Annotated in this window: 18 protein-coding genes and 1 tRNA gene; 17 read left to right on the top strand and 2 right to left on the bottom strand. The window is 45.7% G+C overall.

All coding sequences use genetic code 11. The annotated features are described in order from the left end of the window. Positions 1-16 precede the first annotated feature (16 nt). The 10 genes from infC to QT397_19045 all read left to right on the top strand — a co-directional run bounded on the left by infC (position 17) and on the right by QT397_19045 (position 8,242). Positions 17-556: a translation initiation factor IF-3 gene (gene infC, locus QT397_19090; protein WNZ58564.1), complete on the top strand. Its 540-nt coding sequence runs from the start codon at positions 17-19 to the stop codon at positions 554-556. Between the two features lie 146 nt (positions 557-702). Further along, positions 703-897, top strand: coding sequence for a 50S ribosomal protein L35 (rpmI, locus tag QT397_19085; protein WNZ54963.1), 195 nt, complete (start codon positions 703-705; stop codon positions 895-897). Between the two features lie 36 nt (positions 898-933). Continuing rightward, the gene (gene rplT, locus QT397_19080) at positions 934-1,293 is read left to right on the top strand and encodes a 50S ribosomal protein L20 (protein ID WNZ54962.1); all 360 of its coding nucleotides are present in this window, start codon (positions 934-936) and stop codon (positions 1,291-1,293) included. A 193-nt stretch (positions 1,294-1,486) separates the two neighbouring features. Next, positions 1,487-2,500, top strand: a complete 1,014-nt coding sequence (gene pheS, locus QT397_19075) for a phenylalanine--tRNA ligase subunit alpha (protein ID WNZ54961.1) — start codon at positions 1,487-1,489, stop codon at positions 2,498-2,500. A gap of 129 nt (positions 2,501-2,629) precedes the next feature. Next, positions 2,630-5,005 carry a phenylalanine--tRNA ligase subunit beta gene (pheT, locus tag QT397_19070; GenBank protein ID WNZ54960.1) on the top strand — a complete coding sequence of 792 codons (2,376 nt, stop codon included), beginning with the start codon at positions 2,630-2,632 and terminating at the stop codon, positions 5,003-5,005. A gap of 129 nt (positions 5,006-5,134) precedes the next feature. Next, positions 5,135-5,440, top strand: coding sequence for an integration host factor subunit alpha (gene ihfA, locus QT397_19065; GenBank protein WNZ54959.1), 306 nt, complete (start codon positions 5,135-5,137; stop codon positions 5,438-5,440). Further along, positions 5,421-5,789, top strand: a complete 369-nt coding sequence (locus QT397_19060; protein ID WNZ54958.1) for a MerR family transcriptional regulator — start codon at positions 5,421-5,423, stop codon at positions 5,787-5,789. Before ihfA ends, QT397_19060 begins: the two co-directional genes overlap by 20 nt. A gap of 114 nt (positions 5,790-5,903) precedes the next feature. Next, positions 5,904-5,980: transfer RNA gene (locus QT397_19055), tRNA-Pro, on the top strand. Positions 5,981-7,041: 1,061 nt separating this feature from the next. Next, complete coding sequence (locus QT397_19050; protein WNZ54957.1) at positions 7,042-7,290, top strand: hypothetical protein; 249 nt, start codon at positions 7,042-7,044, stop codon at positions 7,288-7,290. Next, positions 7,280-8,242: a reverse transcriptase family protein gene (locus QT397_19045; protein WNZ54956.1), complete on the top strand. Its 963-nt coding sequence runs from the start codon at positions 7,280-7,282 to the stop codon at positions 8,240-8,242. Before QT397_19050 ends, QT397_19045 begins: the two co-directional genes overlap by 11 nt. Positions 8,243-8,486: 244 nt before the next feature. Here the strand turns inward: QT397_19045 and QT397_19040 are convergent, their stop codons facing one another. Together QT397_19040 and QT397_19035 are read right to left on the bottom strand one after the other, a co-directional pair. Further along, a complete protein-coding gene (locus tag QT397_19040) occupies positions 8,487-10,139 on the bottom strand; it encodes a DUF262 domain-containing HNH endonuclease family protein (GenBank protein WNZ54955.1) in 1,653 nt (550 codons plus the stop codon). A gap of 643 nt (positions 10,140-10,782) precedes the next feature. Beyond that, complete coding sequence (locus tag QT397_19035; GenBank protein ID WNZ54954.1) at positions 10,783-11,769, bottom strand: transposase; 987 nt, start codon at positions 11,767-11,769, stop codon at positions 10,783-10,785. A 219-nt stretch (positions 11,770-11,988) separates the two neighbouring features. Here QT397_19035 and QT397_19030 point away from each other — a divergent pair, with 219 nt between their 5' ends. The 7 genes from QT397_19030 to QT397_19000 all read left to right on the top strand — a co-directional run bounded on the left by QT397_19030 (position 11,989) and on the right by QT397_19000 (position 22,191). Next, complete coding sequence (locus tag QT397_19030; protein WNZ54953.1) at positions 11,989-13,266, top strand: ankyrin repeat domain-containing protein; 1,278 nt, start codon at positions 11,989-11,991, stop codon at positions 13,264-13,266. Positions 13,267-14,404: 1,138 nt separating this feature from the next. Further along, complete coding sequence (locus tag QT397_19025; GenBank protein ID WNZ54952.1) at positions 14,405-15,028, top strand: hypothetical protein; 624 nt, start codon at positions 14,405-14,407, stop codon at positions 15,026-15,028. Positions 15,029-16,377: 1,349 nt separating this feature from the next. Continuing rightward, on the top strand, positions 16,378-16,557 hold the full coding sequence (gene csrA, locus QT397_19020; protein ID WNZ54951.1) for a carbon storage regulator CsrA: 180 nt from the start codon (positions 16,378-16,380) through the stop codon (positions 16,555-16,557). A gap of 490 nt (positions 16,558-17,047) precedes the next feature. Continuing rightward, positions 17,048-17,989 carry an IS110 family transposase gene (locus QT397_19015; protein ID WNZ54950.1) on the top strand — a complete coding sequence of 314 codons (942 nt, stop codon included), beginning with the start codon at positions 17,048-17,050 and terminating at the stop codon, positions 17,987-17,989. 1,381 nt (positions 17,990-19,370) lie between these two features. Then, positions 19,371-19,778, top strand: coding sequence for a hypothetical protein (locus QT397_19010; GenBank protein WNZ54949.1), 408 nt, complete (start codon positions 19,371-19,373; stop codon positions 19,776-19,778). Positions 19,779-19,893: 115 nt separating this feature from the next. Continuing rightward, positions 19,894-20,493 carry a hypothetical protein gene (locus tag QT397_19005; GenBank protein WNZ54948.1) on the top strand — a complete coding sequence of 200 codons (600 nt, stop codon included), beginning with the start codon at positions 19,894-19,896 and terminating at the stop codon, positions 20,491-20,493. A gap of 141 nt (positions 20,494-20,634) precedes the next feature. Beyond that, the gene (locus QT397_19000; protein ID WNZ54947.1) at positions 20,635-22,191 is read left to right on the top strand and encodes an IS1182 family transposase; all 1,557 of its coding nucleotides are present in this window, start codon (positions 20,635-20,637) and stop codon (positions 22,189-22,191) included. The last annotated feature ends 101 nt before the right edge of the window (positions 22,192-22,292 follow it).

Genomic DNA, 22,292 nt, shown 5'->3' with positions numbered 1-22,292 from the left:
CTGGGAGACCATAGCTATTAAACGAGACACTAAGGGACGGTCCAAAAAGGCCCGCATAAACGATCAGATTGAAGCGTCAGAACTCCGCCTGATAGGCGCTGATGGCGAACAGGTAGGCATTGTCTCCCTGGATGAAGCGCTGGAAGCTGCACAGAAAGCTAGCTTGGATCTCGTTGAAATTGCCTCGGACTCCACGCCGATAGTCTGTAAGATCATGGACTACGGTAAGCACGTATTCGAAGCTAAAAAAGCTAAGAATGCCGCCAAGAAGAAGCAGAAGCAGCAGCAGATCAAGGAAATGAAATTCCGCCCGGGCACCGATGTCGGTGACTACCAGATCAAGCTGCGCAACCTGGCCCGCTTCCTGGAAGCGGGTGACAAGGCCAAAGTATCCCTGCGTTTCCGTGGCCGCGAAATGGCTCACCAAGAGCTGGGCATGGAAATGATGCAGCGCATCGAAAAGGACCTTGAAGAGCTGGGCACCGTAGAGCAGCGACCGAAAATGGAAGGTCGTCAAATGCTGATGGTGATTGCTCCGCTCAAAAAGAAAAAGTGAGGTTTGGGGAAGTCATTCCCGGGATCTCCTTTGAGAAGTGGTTGGGCGACGGCTGCCTCCCCACTCTCGCAGTGCCGGTAACTTCGGTTGTCGGCAGTTACTAAAGGTGCCTGTTTTACAGGCGAATATTAACTTTGGAGTACAAAATGCCGAAAGCAAAGACTCACAGTGGCGCTGCCAAGCGCTTCAAGAAGACGGCTGCGGGCTACAAGCACAAGCACGCTAACAAGAGCCACATCCTCACCAAGATGACCACCAAGCGTAAGCGTCAGCTGCGTGGCACCCAGACTATGAACAAGTCTGATGCTGGACTGGTCGATCGTATGCTGCGCGCCAAGTAATTGGTCCAAATCGCAAAGGTTTAAGAGGATAGAAGTATGGCCCGTGTAAAACGTGGTGTAGAGGCGCGTCGTCGTCACAAGAAGATTCTGAAGCAGGCTAAAGGTTACTACGGTGCGCGTTCACGCGTATTCCGCGTTGCCAAGCAGGCAGTAATTAAAGCTGGTCAGTACGCATACCGTGACCGTCGCGTTAAAAAGCGTAACTTCCGCGCTCTGTGGATTACTCGTATTAACGCCCAGTCCCGTGCTGAAGGCCTGAGCTACAGCCGCCTGATCGCAGGTCTGAAAAAAGCGGACATCGCACTGGATCGCCGTGTACTGGCTGATCTGGCTGTTTACGATAAAGTCGCTTTTGCTGCCGTAGTTGAAAAAGCTAAGGCAGCCCTGGCAGCGTAAGCTGTCACTTCAGTTGTAAAACTGAATACTCAAAATAGGGAAGGGCTGTAGTGGCCCTTCCCTATTTTTTTATGGAGTTTCCGCTATTTTTTACCGGTGGCGGTGCCTGGGGAAATTCCCTCCGGTACAGAAAGTACCGGCCGAACAAAGCAGAAAAAATTAATCGAAGTTGGATTCAAACGGGAACAGTTCGATGCAAGATTTGCAGTCCCTCACCGAGCAGGCTATGGAGCTGGTGGAGAAGGCCGATGGCCTCGCCGCACTGGATCAGGTGCGTGTTGATTACCTGGGCAAAAAGGGCCAGCTGACGGCGCTGCTGAAAGGCCTGGGCAAGCTGTCGGCTGAGGAGCGTCCGGCGGCGGGTGCCAAGATCAACGAAGCCAAGCAGCAGGTTCAGGAAAAAATTAACGCGCGCCGCAATATGCTGGAGCAGGCCGCCATCAACGCGAAGTTGGCCGAAGAGACCATTGATGTCACTCTGCCGGGGCGCGGTGAAGAGCAGGGCAATGCCCACCCCATTACGCGCACCTTAAAGCGCGTGGAAGAATTCTTTGCGAGCATTGGCTTCTCTGTTGAGAACGGCCCGGAAGTCGAACAGGACTACTACAACTTCGAAGCGTTGAATATTCCCGCGCACCACCCCGCGCGCGCGATGCACGACACCTTCTACGTGGACCCCACCACCGTACTGAGAACCCACACCTCCTCAGTGCAGATCCGCACCATGGAGAAAAAATCTCCACCGCTGCGCATTATCTGCCCGGGCCGCGTATACCGCTGCGACTCCGATGTCACCCACTCGCCCATGTTCCACCAGGTAGAAGGCCTGGTAATCGGCGAGAACATCAGCTTCGCCCACCTGAAAGGCACCATCGACCAGTTCCTGCGCGCCTTCTTCGAAGCGGAAGTACCGGTGCGTTTCCGTCCGTCTTACTTCCCGTTCACCGAGCCTTCCGCAGAAGCGGACATCCAGTGTACCGCCTGTTCCGGTGAAGGCTGCCGCGTATGTTCCGGCACCGGCTGGCTGGAAATTCTCGGCTGCGGCATGGTGCACCCGAACGTCTTCGCCGCCTGCGATATCGACAGCGAAAAATACTCCGGCTTTGCATTCGGTATCGGTATCGAGCGCCTCGCCATGCTGCGCTACGGCGTCAACGACCTGCGCTTGTTCTTCGATAACGATCTGCGCTTCTTGAAACAGTTCTAAGCCAAGTGACAGCGCGAATGGCAATGGCCCTTCGCAACAGCAGTCGAATTGTGGAGGCCTGGGAGGCGAAATAGCCCCAGGCGAAATGCGCACCAAGTTGCGCTGACGGAATACAGAAAGAGATCAACTATGAAAATCAGCAACTCCTGGTTGCGGGAATGGGTAAACCCGGAACTCACCACGCAGGAACTGGCCGATCAAATCACCATGGCCGGCCTGGAAGTGGACGGTATAGAAAAAGTTGCGGGCGATTTCTCCGGAGTGGTTGTCGGTGAGATTGTTGCCTGTGAACAGCACCCGGATGCGGACAAGCTGCGCGTGTGCAAAGTCGCTGGCCACCCCGACGGTGAAATGCAGGTTGTATGCGGTGCTCCCAATGCGCGCACCGGAATCAAAATTCCTTTTGCCCTGGTAGGCGCCAAGCTGCCGGGCGATTTTAAAATCAAGAAAGCCAAGCTCCGTGGTGTAGAGAGCTTCGGTATGCTCTGCGCACAGACCGAACTGGAACTGGGCGAAGACAATGACGGTATCTGGGAGCTGCCAGAAGACGCACCCACCGGTACCGATCTGCGCGAATACTTGCAGCTGGACGACGAGACCATCGAAGTGGATCTCACCCCGAACCGTTCCGACTGCCTCGGTGTTGCCGGTATCGCTCGCGAAGTGGGTGTACTGAATCGCTGCGCCGTTCAGGGCCCGGAAGTTGCTCCGGTACCCCAGCAGATCGACGAGAGCATGCCCGTATCCCTGCTGGCCGAAGCCGCCTGCCCGCGCTACGTAGGTCGTGTTATTCGCAATATCGATATCAAAGCGGTAACACCTCTGTGGATGCAAGAGCGCCTGCGTCGCAGTGGCCTGCGCAGTATCGACCCGGTAGTAGATGTTACCAACTATGTTTTGCTGGAACTGGGCCAGCCCATGCACGCCTTCGACCTGGAGAAACTCTCCGGCGGCATCAAAGTGCGTATGGCAGAAGCCGGTGAAGAGCTGACCCTGCTGGACGGCCAGGAAGTCAAACTGAAAGAGGGCACCCTGGTAATTGCCGATGAGGAAAAACCTCTGGCGATGGCCGGTATTATGGGTGGCCTGGATTCCTCCGTGACAGCGGGCACCCAGCATATCTTCCTGGAGAGCGCCTTCTTTAGCCCGCTGGCCATTGCCGGCAAGGCTCGCTCTTACGGCCTGCACACCGACTCCTCCCACCGCTTCGAGCGCGGCGTGGACTACCACCTGCAAGAGAAAGCGGTGGAGCGCGCTACCCAGTTGCTGCTGGATATTGTCGGCGGTGAACCCGGCCCGGTACACGTGCGTGAGCTGACTGAGATTATGCCCGCCGAGCGCCACATTACCCTGCGCCGTGCGAAAGTAGAGTTAGGCCTGGGCATCAAACTGGCCGATGACGAAATCGTCGATATTCTCACCCGTCTGGGCCTGGAAAAAATCGACCAGAACGACGAAGGCTGGACCTTCCTCGCCCCCAGCTTCCGTTTCGATATCGCCATCGAAGCAGACCTGCTGGAAGAGCTGGCCCGTGTATACGGCTACAACCGTATCCCCAGCGAAAGCTTTACTGCCGAACTGGAAATCGCCCCGCGCCCGGAGAGCACTATTGCCCAGGACAACCTGGAGCAAACCCTGCTGAGCCGTGGCTACTACGAAGCGATTACCTTCAGCTTTATCGATAGCGACAGCGCCGCGCTGTTTGATCCGAAAGCCGATCCGGTGGCCCTGCAAAACCCGATCAGCGCTGAGCTGGCGGTTATGCGCACCACCTTATTGCCGGGCCTGTGCAAAGCGTTGCAGTACAACCTGAATCGCCAGCAAAACCGCGTGCGCCTGTTTGAAACCGGCCTGCGCTTTGTACCGGGTGCCGAATTGCACCAGGAGCAAATGATTGCCGGTCTCGCCTACGGCAACCGTTACGCAGAAAACTGGACTGGCAGCAAAGACGCCGTGGACTTCTTCGACGTGAAAGCCGATGTAGAAGCCCTGTTGGCTCGCACCGGTGTAGCCGATGAGTTCCGCTTTGTCGCTGGCCAACACCCCGCGCTGCACCCCGGTCAAACCGCCAGGATTATGTGCGGCGACCGCGAAGTAGGGGTTATTGGAGCCCTGCACCCGCAGTTGCAGAAGAAGTTGGATCTGGCCAAGCCCGCGTTCGTATTTGAACTGAGCCTGGAAGCGATCGGCGAGGGCAAAACCCCCGCTTTCCGTCCGCTGTCCAAGTTCCCGGAAGTACGCCGCGATCTGGCCCTGTTGATTGATGCAGAGGTTCCTGCCGCCAGTCTGGTGGAAACTGCTGTCGAAGTTGCAGGTGAAACCTTGACGGACCTCAAGATATTTGATGTCTACCAAGGCAAAGGTATTGATTTAAATAGAAAAAGTGTCGCTTTGGGGTTGACGTTTCAGCATTCGTCACGCACCCTTAATGACGACGAAATCAATGCCGCTGTAGATGCGGTGGTCGGAAAACTAGAAGAAAAATATAACGCTAGTCTGCGCTAGTAGAGCATGATGCTCTCGGGTGCAGGCTGAATTGCACCCCGAGAGCGTCTGCTACCGGGTTGAAAGCCGCCGCGGTTTGGGCCGCTTCCGATCTGGAGTCGACGCCTCTGAATCAATTGGTAGGATCCAATGACAGAGGCACTGACCAAGGCCGGGCTCGCCGAGAAACTGTACGAAGAGCTGGGCTTTAACAAGCGCGAAGCGAAAGAGATCGTCGAATATTTCTTCGAGGAGATCCGCAATGCGTTGGAAAGTAACGAGCAGGTCAAGCTCTCCGGCTTTGGCAATTTCGACCTGCGCGATAAAAGCCAGCGTCCCGGTCGCAATCCCAAGACCGGCGAGGAAATCCCCATCTCGGCCCGCAGAGTAGTTACCTTCAAACCTGGGCAAAAACTCAAGACGCGAGTAGAAGAGCATGCTGGAACCGAGCAATAACGCTCAGCTACCTGCAATCCCCGGTAAGCGATATTTCACCATTGGTGAAGTGAGCGAACTATGCGCCGTTAAACCCCATGTCCTGCGTTATTGGGAGCAGGAGTTCCCCCAGCTGAAACCCGTCAAACGTCGCGGCAACCGCCGTTACTACCAGCACCAAGATGTCATCATGATCCGCCAAATCCGTGCGCTCCTGTACGAAGAGGGCTATACCATTGGTGGAGCCCGCCAGCAGATCGAAACCGGTAGTGAGCGGGCAGAGGTGGTACAGCTACAGCAAATACTGCCCGAAGTGATCGCAGAACTAAAGGACGTGGTGGCCCTGCTGGAGGGGAAAAATAATTTATAAAAAACTGTAAACCTGGGCTTGCAATCCAGCCGCACTCAGGTATGATTCACGCCACATCGAGACACGATGTCTTTAAAAATCAATCACTTAGCGAAGTGAACGATTTTTCAAAATCGGAGCGTAGCGCAGCCTGGTAGCGCACCACACTGGGGGTGTGGTGGTCGTCGGTTCAAATCCGGCCGCTCCGACCATATATATCGTTGCATCGCAACGGCCAAGAAACCCGCTTTTTAGCGGGTTTTTTTGTGGGTGGAACTTTGTGAAGGGTAGGTTTGAGAAAAACTCTTTCTTAGGATTCTCTTAATAATTTCACAATATTTTTGGGTCTTGAAGGCGGCAGATGTTAAGCGCAGCTCGCTGCAAATAGCCGCAGTCAAAGACCAACAACCCAGTAGTTTTGGCTTTAAGGGGTGCTGCATGTGTCCTGCAGAGCGACTCACACTCTACACTGTGGCTGCTTGAGAGATCTAGGTACTCCTGCGAAAAGGGTCTTAATAATGAATTGCTCTGAAAGCCATAGGCATCACTGAATAGTTCAAAAGTCTCTTAACTGCATTTTGAAGTTGGCAAAGGATTTTCTTTTCCGCTTGGAATTTTGATCTATTTCATAGATTTACATTGGTATAAAATTTCATTAATATGCATTTGGCTTTCGGGTGGTGAGAAATTACTACCAGGGAATGTTTATCACAGAAAGACGTAAGTCAAAAATTGGAACTTAAGGTTCCGTGGAGATTATCTCTAACTGTTCCGGTGAGGCGCTCACGCTTAGTCTCGCTCGGGCGCGCCCGGATCGCACGAGCTGTGAGCTCGTGCTGGTTGGTAGGCAGATAAAACCTCCCAATATTTCTCTAGTGAGAACTCCTAGATACTCTGTGAGGTGTTAGCAGGTCCGCAAGCACCGTATCTAATAGGAGATAATTTTTTTATGAACTCAGTTTTTTCTCGCTTGAAGGCCCTTGGGGGGGCGGTGTGTCGGTAGTCTAGGACGTTTTATACAGCATCCTAGAGTGTTAGCTCTTTTTATTAGAGTATTGGGAGCAGTCCTGATATGGCTGGTTAAAACCGCTATCATTGTTCTAGCATCCACGCTGGGTTTCGCTCTACCGGCTCTCTAAGTAAGGCATCTCGGTGCCTGCCAAAGAGCACCATCTGCCTACATTCAACCAATAAAACTCCTCCCCTGAGCATGACTAAGAACCTTCGTACACTGATATGTTTGAGAAAAGCACTTAATTTAAGTGTCTCAGAAGTGAGTAACAACTCTAAAGTACCAATTGGGCTACTCTGCTCTATTGAGTCAGGTTCATCACCAATCTCCAAACAGCTCATCGACTGGTATTCATATAAATTAGATCTTAAGCCAAAATACTTAGAGGCTTTGTTAGTTGGCCCTATGGAAAAAGGTAAACTTGTTCAAGGGCTTCAGTCTGCAGCTCTTTCAATTTTTCTTTTTTACCTTCAATTAGGTTTTAACTTAAAAAAGTTTGATGAAAAATAAGAAAAAACATCCTTTAAATCAAAGTGCACTCTATAAAGTCAAGTCTCATGGTCGACTTGCAATAATTTTAGGTCTCAAATTATCAACCCTAAGAGCGATCAAAAGGAAAGGGAGTGATAATTATTATTTTGCTAAGCTTGAGTCAAGTAGAGATCTTCAGGTTCCTAAATATCAACTTAAGCGTGTCCATGGAAGAATAAACGGATTGCTATCTCGCATAGAAACTCCTGAATATCTTCACTCTGGAGTTAAGAAAAGGTCCAATGTTACAAATGCAAGGGTTCATGCTGCAAAAACCAAGCTTTTAAAGTTGGATATTAAGAGTTTCTACGCTAATACAACTGAAGAGCAAGTCTTCAGGTGTTTTTATAAAGTCTTTAGATGCTCAAAAGACATTGCTCAAACCATGTCAAAAATTTGCTGCGTAAACGGGATTCTTCCGACTGGCAGCCCTATCAGTCAGTCAATAGCTTTCTGGGTGAACAAGGGGCTGTTTGACCATTTACACTTTTATTCTAAAAGTCGCGGTATTAATTTTACTCTCTATGTTGACGATCTGGTTTTTTCAGGAGAAAAGGTATCTCAAAATTTTGGAAGCTATGTTGCAAAAAAAATAGGTGAGCTTGGCGGATATGAATGCCATAAAGTGAGACTTTACAATCCTAAAACACCAAAAATTGTGACAGGAGTTGTTGTGCAGGGAGAGGCACTTCGAGTTAGAGACAGGGAAAGAAAGTTGATATCGGAGTTAATTAAAAAGTTAAAAGAGGATATAAAGGGGGCGCAGAATGTGTATGAATCACCAGAAGTGGTTTATGGATTTCACAAGCTAATTGGCCACTTGGCCTCAGTTGGGCAATTTAACGGCAGGTATCGCCAGCTCATGCAAAAATTTGTTGATCATAGGCGATTTATAGGTGTACGTGCTGTTAATCAAAATAGTTTACGATAACTACAGGGATATTTTTGGGGTAATGTGGAGCGATAGTTCTGAGTATCTATAGGTTTTTTTGACGTTAACTATTCTGAATTCTTATATGTAAGCCGTAAAAGAAGATAGCTGAAACTGAAAAGCGGTGAAGTCATTCTAGTTTCTGGACGAAGATAAAGAGATAGTGTTATACCCTAGTATCTGTCTATAGAAAGGTCGCGTGCAGCGCTGGCATTTCGCTGCACATGGCTAAGTGATGTTGGATCTATACCACCCACAAACTAATTAACTCTGACTTCATGTTCTCATGTCTCTGTTTTAATGTAGTCAAATTCCATTCATCAATTTTACATATGTCTCTTGTTATATCAAAAGAGCTTTTGCTATTTAATTTTTCATAGATTGCTTTCTTTTTTATAAAGTCACTGTTTTGCGCTTCCGAGTTTTTTGAGCCACTAATCAATGTCAGGTTTCCTAACTTATGAAGCCACTCCGAATGTTCTTTGCTATTGAACCTAGAATGCCAGTAATCATTGGAGAGTTTCTGAGGTAGAATATGCTCTATTGTTATTCTGCCATTATATGTCTTCGTTACACTGATATCTTGCTGTTCTGCATCATATCTTAGTAATATAGCTTTTATTAGGTTGACTTGGTTTGGTCTTGGCTCATATAGCTCAGAGTCTAGAGCAGTAATGAATCCATCGTTGTCAGCATGGGCTCGAATGAACTCAAGTATTTCTTCAAATGAATGGCGATTGTTGATTGCAACTAAAGCGGAGTAGCAAACCATTTCCCTTTGACTCTTAACTTGCTTTTTGATCCAGCCCTGCATATATGCCTTTTCAAATACCTCGACAAATTGAGAAAATTGCTCCTTATCAAGGTCACCATATCTAGAAATCCTATTTAAAAAAGCAACTAAAGGAGGCATCCATTCGTCATTGGATAATTGAGATAGGGATGTGATGCGTCGAACTAGTCCATAATCATCAAAATCAATATCTAGAATTTTAGTATAGTTCTTTGCGGAGCTTAATAAAGCCAGCGACATTTCCACCGCATCAGATTTGAATTCATCCGCCAAGCTAGCAGTAAAGCTGTCAAGCCCTTTCTGTACCACCCTATCCCGATCTTTTTTCTCAGAAAATTTGTGTAAGGTGAGAAATTTGTCAAGCCTACTAACTCCGACTAGGTCTTCGATTTCTGCCCAGGCGTCCTCTACCTGCGAAGAATCCTTATTTTGTGTGCGTGCGGATTCAAATAAGTTATTTTTTAATAAATCAGCGTTACTTAAGGGTAATCCTCGATTATTTAGAACATTAAACAGCCTAAATGATGAAGCGACATCATTAGTTTGAACAAATACAACATATACGTTATGAAGGATATATTTAGCGATATTTTTTAGCTCTGATTCTCCATATGAATTAAGCACATTGCCGATTATTTTTTGATTCTCAATGAATAATAATTCTGTATCTGTCGGCTTCTCGGGTAAATATTCTGCCTTATTTTGAAGTATATAGTGTTTATAGAGAGGTAATTCTTTACTTCTTACAACAAGTCTTGGCTCATCGGTTTCATCTGAATATACATCGATTGGCAGAATACGTTTCTGAAGGTCATCTTTAACACCTTGATGATCAATTTGTCTTTTTAACTGAGAGACGATTAGGCTTAGAGTAGTAAGTCGCTGTTGTCCATCAACAACTTCAAAAGAGTTTTGGCCCTGACTTATACAAATCATACTTCCAATGAAGTATTCTGTCTCATCTGACATGTAACTTTGGATGATGTCATCAATTAACTGTTCTGCGTTATCTTGATTCCAGCTGTAAGGACGCTGATATGGGGGGATAATGAACCTCTTGTTTTCTGTAAGGATGTCTTGAATTTTGCATTCTTTTGCTTCCATCTGAAGATATAACCTTTTAATACCGAAAAAAACATTTTACATATATTTTATCGCTGGCGCACGGGTGAAATAAAAAATAAAGATATACCTATGTTTGACTTTTTTTACAATGCTATCCTAGTTGTACAGTATAGCGGATGGAAAATAAATAAGACTGATGTGGATGTAGAATAAACGTGTTAAATATCTAGAAAGTGGGGTGACATACATACATTCTTTCATCCCTTTACGGCGCTCTGTATTCTTTAAGAATTGCTCAGGAGTCTGAACGCCCAAAGATAGGAAAGAGATGTTAGATACGTGATAGACCCAAGTTCTGGAGACTCTTTATCTCTAATTTATGGGTAAGCGACGTGAAATACAGGGAATTTGTATTCAGGTTTTAGGGGGCTTGAGTAGAGCGTTGACTCTCCTGGCAGAGAGAGTTTGGAGTAAGGGTGGATTAGAGGCAGCAAATCCAGGACACCCAAAGATTGGGGGAGAAGTGTCCGTTACGTGGCAAGCACCAGCTTTGGTGGTTCTTCCTCTCTGATTTAGGGGTAAGGGGGTGGAATACAGGGGGGTTGTGTTCAGTCTGTAGGTAGCGCAATTTTTGGATATAAAACCGGCAATCGTGCTATCGAATGTCTGGAGTAGGGCTAGATTAGTGGGGGGTAGCTGAGAGGAAGCGCCGGCAGTCACCAATACCGTGTACCCAGCGTTTATTGAGCTGGCTACAGGCTTGCTGTACCACCTTCACTGATCCTACCAAGCCTTTAAAGCGACTTTCAAAATTTCGGTTGAGATAGAGCCAGTGCTTGGGTGAGATACCAAGCCGCTCCAGGATGGAAGGTGTGTTTTCGGCAATACAGCCTCGTTTTCTGGGATCTAAATGTCGGCCACTCCAGTCTACTAGCTCCAAATAGTGATCCAGCTGAAAAGGTAGCCCTTTCGGCATACTCAAACGCTCACCGCCGACAAACGGAAGTAGACTTTTGGGCTGCTTGCCTGAGACTGCGGCACGAATACGCTGTTGAATCGAAGTGTAATCGGAGTCTTCAGGGGTCTTGGCAATATTGGCACGGATCGGGTTGAGGTCTACATAGGCCATGCAGGCAGCAAGGGCTCTTTCATCTAGTAAGGCTTGGGACTTAAAACGGCCCTCCCAAAAGCGGCCTGCACAATTGTCCTCAGCGTTGGCCTGGCGAGCGATAGATTCGTTTAAGCAGCGCATAAACCAGCTGATATCCATTAGACGCTCCCGCCATAGAGAAACGACTTCTTTTAGCCTAGTTACCTCACAGTGATCGAGGGTATCGCCCTGAAGATAGCGCTGAGCCAAGCTGGAAGCTTTGAACAGTTTTTGCCAGCGAGTAATTACCTTTTTGAGAGACCACTTGCTAGCAGCTTCTCTGTCGATATAGAGCACTATATGGTAGTGATTACTCATTACTGCATAGGCGGCAATATCTAACGCAAACACCTCGGCCAATTTATACATACGGTTTTCAATCCACTCGCGCCGATATTCGTAATCTTTTCCGGACTTACTATCTCTGCCACAGAGAAATGCACGGCGTACACAGCGGGAAACGCAGTGATAATAAGGTGTTGCATCCAGAGATATCTGGGTGCTTCGGGGTAGAGTCATTGGCGGCACGCGTATTGGTTTGTATAAATATACAGTATCCTGAAGGGTTTCATCCTTTTGTCAATAGGGCTGGCGGTTTATACTTTCTATTTGGTGGGTGTCCGGAAATACCCTTATACTTTCTATTTGGTGCGTGTTCAGGGTTTCCTATTTACCATTCTGAATGGCAGATAGAACGACATGCTGAAACAAAGTAGCTGATAATGGTGATGGAAAAAATTGAATATAGAACTTGTAGAATTATTAAAAGAAAGTGCATATATAATAATTAACTCGAAGAAAGTAAGTGAGAAGAAGTCTGCTGGACTGCAATACACGAGTGATTTCATAAAATATATAGAGTCTGGACAAGATGTAAATATTAAACCAGAAGGGTTGTCTTTTTTTGGTAATTCTCCGCTGTGGCTCACGTCAATTATTATGATTGAGAAATCCATTGACTCGATAAATTCAATTGAAAAGAGAAATAAGCAGCTATTTTCCGTATTCGCTGAATTGCAACAAAAGGACTTAGACAGAAATATTTGTCAAGGAAAAAGCATTACAGGTGTAGCATGTCATGAAGGCGCATGGGCAACTGCTTACTGGCTTATAGAAAGTGATCCGTTTTTAACCGATTCTCCAATACCCGTAATATATGATGCCGTTATAAAGTCATCAGTAGAAAAAAGATCTGAAATGTCAATTTCGGTAATGAAAAAATTGCTGGATTTTGGGGTTGAATGTGATGCAAAAAACCAGTGGACAGGCTCTACAGCATTGATGAGAGCTTGTGCTTTTTCAAATGTTTCCCAAGTTAATTGGCTGCTAGATAATGGTGCAGAAGTTAATGCTATAGATTTGAATGGGGCTACAGCTCTAATGCATGCTCTTAGCCGTGATTTTGGAATTGGAGATTTTAGGGGGCGTAAGAAAGTAGCGGAAGTGGTTGATATTTTATTGGAAAGAAAGGCTGACATTTCTAAGGTATCTGTTACTTCTCAAAATTTCCAAAGCCTCGTGTCCCAATGTAAACCACTTAAAAAAAATGAAAAAGATAAACTGAAAAAAATTTGGAAATCTTTATGCGCGAATAATGTTAAGTTAAATAAGCGACAAATTTCAGAAGGTAATTTTACCTTAATCAAGGAAGTTACACCTGATTCTGTGTTGTCTTGGTATAGGTTTAGTGATTTTCTACTCTTTCCGTATGTAAGTATGCTTTACAATTTATTGGGATACCTTTTAGATCTAAATATTAGACAGTTTACTTTGACAGATATTGTCACGATGCTTGATCCTAAGTGGAATGGCATTGATTTAGACGGTGTCCAAAAGAATTTCACAGAGGAAAAGATTGAGTATGTACTAGGTAAAATGATAATAGGTGGTCGTATTAGTGTCATGTGTATGGCTGAGCGCTATATAAATTTACTTAGGGATTTGGATACGGGTATTTACACTATAAGTACCAATGAAGAGGAATACGTTAGTTACGGAGTAACATGGTTATCATAAGGATGAAGTAATCCTGGACAACCAAAGACTAGGGAATGGGGTCAGTTGCTTGACAGGCAGCCTATTAAGTACCCGCAGATTAGCCTACAGAGTAGAAGCGCTTGGAAATAGGCAAAATTTGTAGGTCACCATACGGCAGATGGTACATCAACTCCAATACAGGTGGAGATTCGGCGTAGATAGGTTGAGTTTGTGGATAATCAAGAGTTGGCAGTCTCGCAGTCCATGTATCCAGCGCTTACCCTACTGGGAACAGACCTGCCACACCAATTCCGCCGAGCCCACCAAGCACTTAAAGCGGCTCTCAAAGTTGCGGTTTATATAGGGCCAGTGTTTTGTTGGAATCCCCAACCGTTGATGAATTGGGGGATATTTTCATCAATAGCTCTCCGTTTCTGTGAGTTAAGTTGTCGGTCACTCCAGTCAACCCGCTCGAGATAGTGATCCAGCTGGAAGGGCAGCCCGCTTTGCGTTCACCGCAGAGCATCTGGGCTGCTTACCAGTAGCCGTTGCGTTAATTCGCTGTCGGATCGAGGTGAAATTCGCCCCTCCGGGATTTTGGATACTTTGGCTCGGACAGAGTTGAGACCCATATGGGCCATGCAGTCTGTCAGCGCCTGCTACCCAACAAAGCCTGAGACTTGAAACGCCCCTCCCAAAAGCTTGTCTACTGCATTGTCCTGACGAGCAATAGGCTCATTGAGCTTTTCCATTTCGCTGGAATCAAGAGTGTCCCTTGAGGAAACGTTGAGCTAGCACTTAAGTTCTAAAAGCTCTTGCCAGCGAGTAATGACCTCGGTATCGGACCAAGTTTTGGCGGCTTCTGCGCCGATATAGAGCACAATACAGTAGTCAGTAGTGGTTGCTCATTACAGCATAGGCTGCAATATCGAACGCAAAGATGGCGACTAGCTTTTGCATTCTACTCTCAATACACTGACGCTGATGCTCATAATCTTTCTCGGGTTGGGCATCTTTCCCACAAAGAAAAGCCCTGGGTATGTAACCAGAAATGCAATGATTTACATTGGAGTCAAACTTACGAATGGAGATAGAAATACTCTTGAAATAGTTATCAATATGACTAGCTATTATTGATGGCTATCTATTAAGCGCATTTATAAAGGAGATAACTGCCATGCCATACAAAGAACTTGGAATGCTAAAAGATAGCGGTTTAAGTAAAGATACTTATAGTGGAGTTGTTGTGCCCTATATGAGTGAAGCTGAACGAGAAAAATATCAGGTTACGATACAAGATGGGCTTCTGTTTTGGCGCGGAGAGAGACTTAATACCAATCCTGGCGGATCTTGGGCATTCGTTATGGATAAAAATGGGCGTATCTTTTGTGGTAACAAAAATGGCGACATTCAGCACCATTCAGCATTTTTTTCAGGGCGACCAGTTGCTGCGGCTGGGCATATCTCGGTGGTAGGTGGAATAATAGAGCATATTAATAATTTCAGTGGCCACTATCAGCCCACTAGCGATTATATGGAGCAGTTTAAAGAAGAACTGGAAAAAAATAATGTTGACTTAAGTGAAACCGAAATGGATTTTGGGATTTCGTCAAAAACCTGTAAGTTGCGCTTAAAAAATTTTCAAGATCATAATTATAGAGGCAAATGGTATCAACGTTTTCGGGGTACTGTTGTTAGAGAGACTGTCGATGGGAGCGAGGATACTTATACCGGCCGTACACATATTCAAGGGCAAAGGTTAAGGCTTTATCCTGATGGCCCCAGATGGCAGTGGCTCTGATGTAAATAGCCATAAAAGCTTTCTGCAGATTCTCCATCTCTGGCATAGAGGCAGGGGAAGTGGAGTACCAGAAATTGACGTTCAGGTTTTGGGGAAGGCTGATTTTGGGGTAGGCCAGATTATAAGGAATGCTGAGAGGAAGCTACTGGCAGTCACCTACAGACTTTAATCTGCTTTCAAAATATGGTTGCTACATAGCCAGTGGAGAGGTATCAAGTATCTCGGATAGGAGGGGCGATTCCGTAAATACTACCTCGTTTTTAAGGATCTAAATACCGGCCACTCCAGTCACTGGCTCGAAGTAGTGCTCCAACTGAAAGGGGAGTACTTTAGGTTCTTTCAAACGCTCACTACCAATAAATAAAGTAGAGCTTTGGGTTGCTCACTAGATACGACCGTGCGAATGCGCTTTTGAGTACAAGTGTAATCAGAGTCTTCAATATCTTGGCAATACTGGCAAGGATAGAGCTAAGCCTGGAATCTAAAATGACCTTACCAGCGGCTACTTGCACGGTTGTTTTCAACCCAAAATAATCAAGCAATAGCACTAGTGTGGAGAGGTGACTTGCAAGGTAGTAACTCCACGCTGAACTCAATATTTATCCCAACAACGGAATCCCGCTCTTCCAGTATTTAACAAAGGAGTGTGGATACGAGTATAAAACTAATGAGCCAATTAAGTCATTAGTGGACTTTCACATTCCCTGGTTTAGCCTTTAGTTAGCCATGTGATTGAGAATATTGATCTTTAATCTTTTAAGAAAAGCATGAGGTGAATTTCAATGTGAATTGAGTTTTCCAATGATTGATTGAGATTTCTTCAGCCAAAAATAAATAAAATATAGGCGCGAAAATAATCCTATTGGAATTTATTCAGTTTGTTTCGCTCTCAAAGATGCGTAAAATCGATAGATATTTTGGGTATTTTGGCCGTAATTGAGCGAGCCAATTAAAAACGCCTCAGAAGTTTAAAGGATTTTGGAAGCTTCGATAGAGCCGAGAATTTTCTAAAAGACCCATCCCCTCAAAGGAGAACGGTAGCGTGACGTAAGAGTAAGTAAAAGGCGCTGACCCAAGGTGCTAGGAACACCCGGGGCCAGCTGACCAAATTGATAATCGCACTATCAAAATGGCTATATGGATAATACGCTAGAAACCCGCTCGTCTTCAATAAAGTGGAGTACATTCAGCGGCTTGAGGCCTGTTCCCAAGCTCTGGAAGCCTAGCGCCCGCCTTTTCCTCTTCTCTGCCTACCGCCCCCGCGCACCACCCCACATTTCCTCCAAATGTTAAGCCCAAGCTTCCCCACCCCGGAAGCGCCCAAACTTTGACCATTGAAGGAAATAAGTATGTTGATCTTAAAGCGACGGACAGGTGAACTTCTAAGGATTGGAGCAAATGTCTCAGTCAAAGTGCTGGAGGTGAAAGGCAATCAAGTGAAGATAGGCATAAGCGCACCCAAATCACTCCCCATCCACCGTGAAGAAATCTATGTGCGGATCAAAAGGCAGCAGAAAGCGAAGGTCTGAATATCCTAATAAGGGTGGGGCAACTTGAGGCACCCAATAATTGAAAACGGGACTCCAAGATGAATCATTGCGCCTCTGTTCGTAAGGGGATATACGCGCTCTGATTCGAATGCCTCTAGGGTGCCAAAGGTGATTAGGTAGCGAACTCGGAATGGCCATGCTGATGTCTTGGAGGTGTTTAACAAGCAGACCCTCTTATCCGACAGGAAGAGAGGGTAAGCAAGTCTCGCCAGCACCATAAGATGTGTACTCAATGCTTGGCTTGTATGGTTGTTCTTGCCCGATTCTGATGTTGAAAATCCTTTTCGTTAACGGGTAAATTGAGACCCACCTTCGGCGGCCACCGAAGGCCTTGTTTATCACAGTTCGCTGCTTGGCTGGTTCGTAAAAGACCGATAACAAGTATGAACGTGATAAGCACTCACTAGGCATAACTCGGATAGTCATGTGGGCCTCGAGCCCGAATAGCAAGGCGGAGATAGCTTATCTTATGGAACCTCAAGAGATCAATGTCGGTATCGATACCAGCAGTAAACAACTCGATATTTATGTGAGACCTACTGGCCAGTTCTTTAGTGTTGCCAATGATAAAAATGGCATTAAAGATGCCATTAAACAACTACAACCTCTTAAACCTCAAAGAGTATTAATAGAGTCTACGGGAAGGCTCGAGTTAGAGTTTGTTTGCGCCGCCGACAAAGCCGGATTACCTATTGTTGTTTGCAATCCTTCGCAGATAAGGAGCTTCGCTAAATCCGCGGGGCGCCTCGCCAAAACTGACAAGCTAGATGCAATGGATATTGCACATTTTGGTGAGGCCATGAAGCCAGGGCTGTCGGTGCTAAAACCAGAAAAGCTTAGGGAGATCAGTGACTTACTGGCGGTAAGAAGTCAGTGTTTAGAGATGAGTACAATGCAAAAGAATCGGCTTCAGAGAATGCCGAAATCAGTACACAAACCTATACAGACCATTCTAAACACCATCAAGAAAGAGCTACAAGGTATCGACAAGCAACTGGATAAACTGGTTAACAGTGTGTCTGAGTGGCGGCAAAGGCGTGACCTATTGTTGAGTGCCAAAGGGGTCGGAAATGTATTGGCCTATACGTTAATGAGTGAACTTCCTGAGCTAGGACAATTGAACCGTAAAGAAATCGCTACACTTGTCGGTATCGCCCCGATGAACCGTGATAGCGGCAACTTCCAGGGCAAACGATATATTCGAGGTGGAAGGCATCGCGTACGCACGGTTCTTTTTGTTTCCATCATGTCGGCCATACAACATCATCCCAAACTAAAGCCCATGTATAAGCGATTAGTCGACGCTGGCAAACCTAAAAAGGTTGCTCTGGTTGCCTGCATGAGAAAGCAGATTACGATCCTGAATACAATGGTGAAAAACAACACCTACTGGGATGAAAGTATGGCTTAAAAACTTGACGAGTAACCATAGTCACTTGCTATGCACAGACCCTCCAGATGAACGTTGCCGAGCCCACCAGCTGCTTCAAGCAACCTCCGGGATTGCGCTGAAGACAGAGCCTAGGCTGAGTGAAGATGCCTAGCCTTTTGATGAAGGAGGAATATTCCCGTCAATGCTCCCTAGCTCTTGTGTACTGAGTCAGTGATTAATTTATCTGCCAGCAAAGGAGGTTCCACTTTTGAAGGAATCTATGCCTTGGTTTTTCTGCTCCTCGCAGCTCATTCTTTCCCGGATGGAGTCTCAGGCGCTCGCCTAACATACAAAGTGCCCCTCCACATCGCTAGATTTCAATCCATCACGCTTTTCCGAACCTGTATAACCAGCCCCCTAGATTCGCTATCGCTACTTATAAGGATGGTAGTAACGGAAACCCTGTTGACGCCAGGTGATAAAAAATTAGGAGATCAATAAGGTTGGGGGAGTGAGGTGAGTGAAGGTGCTGTATATCGACTTGTGTTTACAAGACAGTGAAGTATAGATTTACAGCTTGGATGGGAGGCTATGTCTGATGATATGGAGCACACCGTGCGTAAACGCTAATGAGTGATGGGGTTGTTTAGAGGGCACAAGTGGCTAGCAAGCCATAACCCTCAAATTATAAGTTTTGGGCTATGTAAATTGGTTGACACTGATCGAAAAGTGTACAGCTGCACTTTCAATAACAAAAGCCAGCAGAAGCGGCTCCTACTTCTAGTTGAAACTCAGTAACTCATTGATACTTAAAGGGTTCCAAAGGTGATGTAAAGCAGAGAAAATACAGAATTGTAAAAACGCTGCTTTGTATATGTTCTTGCGCACTTGCACCGAATCACGATAACTTATTGATTTTTTTATCTTTTGGGAGAGATTGGGCATAGAAATATAAAGCGGGCTGATATAAAGAAGCTTCTTTTGAATTAACAGTTAGCTGTCTGGGGTAGTCATGAACGAAGTCGCACAACCCAGGGGTAAAGCACTGGCTTTGTGTCTAATTCCATTTTTGATGTTGGCCTACTTTGTTGTCGGAGCACTATCAAATGGAATAGTTATTCCCGGCCGAGACGGTACGATAACTTTATTAAGGCAAGCCGCGTGGGTAGCTTGTCTTTTCCCATTGTTTTGGTTGTCGGGTGATAATATTCGCCACTATCCGGGCATAACATTATCTAGCACTTAACGTAAAGTCGTTGCCTCAGCGCTTACCGTCACAGGGATAGGGCTGTTTTTCTATGCAATCTATCCAGTAATCAACAGTTAACAAGTACATCAATCTTGCCAGCAGAGCTGGCTGAACCACAACAAACTGCCGCGCCGTTTACGGCCGGTTATGTGAACGTTAGGTATACCATTAATGAATCCGTACAAAGCACCTGAATCAGATATTGAGCTAGAGAAACTAGCTACTCCTACAAGTATCAAGATGGTGTACCTCCTCATAGCCCTAAGCTTTCTAATTTTCTTGATTGAAGAGTTTATCTACGTGCTTAGCTCTGAAACAGGAATACTCGATCCCTTTAATTACATATTCATCCCTATATGGGGTGCCATTTTGCTATGGGTCTCTGGCATGATCAGAAAAAGGACCGAGAATCCTAAAAGTACCTTCCTGATCTTGGCTATCGTAGTTGCCGGCATGAGCATTCTCACACCTCTGGGTGCTTACTCACTATATACGGGGATCGGCGAAGCTTCATGCTTTCTAGCGGTATACTATCTGCTAAACAAAAGAGCACCAGAACGCTGGTTTAAACCTGCCTAACAATCCAATGAAGTCTGACTCAGTAAGCGCCACTGGGTCGGCACGAGGCCGTCACTATTGTAGGGGCCTCACTGGACAGCTTATTGGGGCGTAACATTTACAAAGAGGTACAACCTTGAACTTACTCCTAATCATTGGCTTGTGCTTAGCATCTTTTGCTGTCTATGCCAGCATGAAGAAGACTGGTAAACCAACACATCCATTAAGTAGGTTGGTGTCATTAGCTTCTAAGTCTAGTGAGAAGGCAAGTAACGATATAAATCTGTATTTAAATTCACCTGAATCTTTCCTGGAAGAATATGAGTTCGAACTCAGAGAAAGAGACATCGAATCAGTAGATGACATGTCTGATTCCGTCATTGTAGTGGAAATTTTAATGAAGAATAAATTTCTCGTATATGTAGATGGCGCTCATGAACCAGATGATGCATTGTTACAATTAAACACCCTTTCTGAGGAAAAGCTACAGACAGCAGACTCATACAATGAGATCATGGATTTCTATAGATCAAGTAACTATGGTATTGCAACAACCCTACAGGATGATGAATGTCCCTCTTTGTTTAAATGCGCTAACGAAGCAGGTTTTAAGCTTCTTGCTATTGATGAAGATTCTGATTCCTTGCCATTAATTCTTGTATCACTTGAGAAATCCGAAGAGCTTCTAAAGGTGTTTAAAGAGGCAAACCTTAAGACTTATTTTTCAAGTAAATAGAGAACAAGGCCAAGGAGCATCGCCCCTCTGAGGCTGGGCCTCGCTACGATTGGCCGCTGTTGGCAGCGTTCAGGCTGTAGAAAAACTCTTAAAAGGTAGCTTTTTTGTTAAAATGGAGGTCTTGATGTCGAGATTATCCATATGCCCAATTTCAAACGTTACGATTACAACCAAGATGCAATGGTAATCATCAATTTCGAAGAGCAACTACAACCTGAAACCTTTGAGTTTACACTTCATCATCTGATTGATGACCATATCGACCTCTCTGTCTTCCATAAAAAATATCAAAATGATAGCGGCGGGCGAACCGCTTATGATCCAGCTATCCTCCTGAAAATCATATTGTTTGCTTACTCAAAAGGCATTACCTCAAGCCGTGAAATTCAATGGCAATGTGAGAACAATATCCTCTTCAAAGCACTGTCATGCGATACCGTTCCACATTTTACTAGTATTGCGAGTTTCGTAAGCAGTTATCCTGATGCGATTGAGTCGGTGTTTGAGCAAGTGTTACTGGTCTGCGATCAGCAGGGGCTGCTTGGCAACGAACTTTTCGCAATAGATGGATGCAAGATGCCATCCAATGCCAGCAAAGAACATTCGGGAACTTTTAAAGAACTAGAACAGAAGCAGGAAAAAATTCTCAAGAAGATCAAATATTGTCTCAAAGAGCACAAGAGGCTTGATGGCAGGAAGCCTAATGAAAAAGAGCGAAAACAAGCGGTAGCTAAAGCGGCGGATACTCTTCAGAAACACTTTGATAAAATTGATCAGTTCTTAAAGAATCACTCCCCCAGGATGGGACAAGGTAAAAACCCTAAAGAAGTAAAAAGTAATATCACAGACAATGAGTCAGCCAAGATGACTACCAGCAAGGGAACCATCCAGGGCTATAACGGCGTTGCCGCAGTTGATAGGAAGCATCAGATAGTTGTTGAAGCACAGGCCTTTGGTGAGGGGCAAGAACATCATACATTGAAGCCTATTCTCGATGGCATCAGTTGCCATTATCAGCATATAGGAATAGATGAAGACATCTTGGCCAAACAGGTCATCATTACTGCTGATACTGGGTTCTCCAACGACGCTAACTACAGCTACCTGCGAGAGAGCGGCATCAATGCCTACATACCTGACAATAAATTCCGTTCACGTGATAAAGCTTTTGCTAAGCAAAAAGCCAAGTATGGCAAGCGTAAACAAAAAGGTAGGGCTAATGTCCAGCAGACTTTCCCTGCTAGTGAATTTACATTCAATAAGAAAAAGAAAACCTGTATCTGTCCGGCAGGAAAATCTATGCTTTTATTAAAGGAAGAGCATGTTAGTGAAGGTAAGAAAAAGCTATTGTTCGAAGGGCGCCTCACTGACTGCAGGGAATGCAGCCTTAAAAATCAGTGTATGCGAAACCCGGAATCTGCCAGCTCTCGAAAAGGACATGGAAGGCAAGTATCCCTAACTTGGACAAACGGACGGACAGCCACTGACTGGATGAAAAAGCGGGTTGATAGTATCGAAGGCAAGACCATTTATGGACATCGAATGTCTGTTGTCGAGCCAGTGTTCGGGAACATTGGTACCAACAAGCGATTGAATCGCTTCTCGCTACGAGGAAAAAGTAAGGTTCAGGGACAATGGCAGATGTTCTGCTTGGTACATAATATAGAAAAGTTGATGAGATATGGCAGTATCCATTGATTGAGTATAAATTAGGGGCATCAAGGCGCCTAAATTTAATACAATGAAAGAAATTTAGTGGTATCGCTAAATTTAGACCGAAATTTTTGTTTGGAGGAACC

This window comes from Microbulbifer sp. MKSA007 (assembly GCA_032615215.1).
Taxonomy (GTDB): domain Bacteria; phylum Pseudomonadota; class Gammaproteobacteria; order Pseudomonadales; family Cellvibrionaceae; genus Microbulbifer.
The sequence above is the reverse complement of the archived record's forward strand: the minus strand, read 5'-3'. Positions and strand labels throughout refer to the sequence as shown.